Here is a 1,283-nt window from a genome sequence, read left to right as displayed (position 1 = left end):
GTCGCCACCCCTCGCACCCGGACTTCGTCCCCAACCGGGCCCCGTCCCGCGAGTGGACCGACTCCACCCTGGAGCGTCTCACGGACGACGGCACCGCGCTCATCGACGTACGGCCCGGCCCGCTGGGCACCCTGGACGTCTACGCCTTCGCCGACGGCACCACCCTCTGCGTCGCACCCGGCGACCGGGACTCGGCGGAGCGGCTGATCGACGCGGTGCAGGCCGGCGAACAGGTGCGGCTGCTCGGCGGCTCACGGTTCTCCGGCTCCTACTCGCTGACCTTCGCCACCGGTGAGGGCACCGTGTACGTGCTCGCCGACCGGGTCGTCGCCAGTCTCTGACCCCGGCGCCGCACGGCCCCTCAGACCAGTTCCGCCAGCGCTTCCAGCCCCGCCACGGCCTCCGCCAGCACCTGGTCCGCGGGGGACCTGCCGCCGCCGCGGGTGGCGACCGGGCTCCCGGACGGGTGGGCCGCGAGGGCGGCGGCGAGGTCGTGCCCGGCCACCGCCAGCTGGTCCCCGGCGGCGAAGGGCCCGGCGTCGGGCAGCTCCCGGTACGGCGCGGCTCCGTCCTGCTCCACCGCCTGCGCCTCGGCGGCCAGCCTGCGGGCCAGCTCCAGTGCGGCCGCCGCCCGTGACGCGTGCCCTGGTACGGGGCCTGTCAGCCTGCTCTGCGGCATCGAGCGGAAACGGTCGGCGAGCCGGTCGACGGTGGTGAGCAGCGGAGCGCAATCGAGCATGGAGTGAGCGTATCCGGGCAGCTGGGGGAGTTACCGGAAGCTCAGGCGTCAACCGGGCGGATGGTGGGTAAAGAGGCGGCAACGAGGACCGTCCGACCCTCGTCCGACCATCGCCCCGACGGCGAGTGTTGCCAAGGGTTCAGCTCTCAGGCACGGTGGGAGGACGGACCGCTCTACCGGAGGCGCTTATGTCCCTGATGTACTCCGCAGCGACCCACCAGAACCTCCTCTCCAGGATCCCGGCGGTCACCGGCCGCGAGATCAGTGACTGGCTCAAGGCGGTCGACGACGGGCCCGGCCTCACGCGCTGCGAGGAGAAGATCGACTGGCTCCGCCGCGAGTACGACATCTCGTACGGCTACGCCAAGGCCATCGTGCATGAGCACGACCTGCGGAGGGCTGCGCGCAAGCTCGCCTGAGCGGCGCGTCCCGTCCGACCCCCGTTACACCCCCGACCTGCGTGTCTTCCTTCCCCCATACGCCCGAGGGCCCGGGAGCTTCCGGCTCCCAGGCCCTCCGAGCTGCCCGGCACCGGTGCCGGGCC

At 73.0% G+C, this 1,283-nt stretch carries 2 protein-coding genes and 1 pseudogene; 2 read left to right on the top strand and 1 reads right to left on the bottom strand.

The genetic code is table 11. The features are described 5' to 3' along the window. A pseudogene (locus tag AOK09_RS04295) lies at positions 1-341 on the top strand (hypothetical protein); the annotation flags it as partial. A 20-nt stretch (positions 342-361) separates the two neighbouring features. Here AOK09_RS04295 and AOK09_RS04290 read toward each other — a convergent pair. After that, complete coding sequence (locus AOK09_RS04290; RefSeq protein WP_055585761.1) at positions 362-739, bottom strand: hypothetical protein; 378 nt, start codon at positions 737-739, stop codon at positions 362-364. Between the two features lie 188 nt (positions 740-927). On the opposite strand from AOK09_RS04290, the gene AOK09_RS04285 reads away from it, so the two are divergent. Continuing rightward, the gene (locus AOK09_RS04285; RefSeq protein WP_055585760.1) at positions 928-1,158 is read left to right on the top strand and encodes a DUF4287 domain-containing protein; all 231 of its coding nucleotides are present in this window, start codon (positions 928-930) and stop codon (positions 1,156-1,158) included. The last annotated feature ends 125 nt before the right edge of the window (positions 1,159-1,283 follow it).

The sequence above is a fragment of the Peterkaempfera griseoplana genome (assembly GCF_001418575.1).
Taxonomy (GTDB): domain Bacteria; phylum Actinomycetota; class Actinomycetes; order Streptomycetales; family Streptomycetaceae; genus Peterkaempfera; species Peterkaempfera griseoplana.
Note: the sequence above shows the minus strand (reverse complement) of the source record. Positions and strands in the feature narration are given on the sequence as shown.

Bases quoted from the DNA above. Each gene is read 5' to 3' on its own strand.
- AOK09_RS04290 (WP_055585761.1), bottom strand. From the start codon at position 739: ATGCTCGATTGCGCTCCGCTGCTCACCACCGTCGACCGGCTCGCCGAC.
- AOK09_RS04285 (WP_055585760.1), top strand. From the start codon at position 928: ATGTCCCTGATGTACTCCGCAGCGACCCACCAGAACCTCCTCTCCAGG.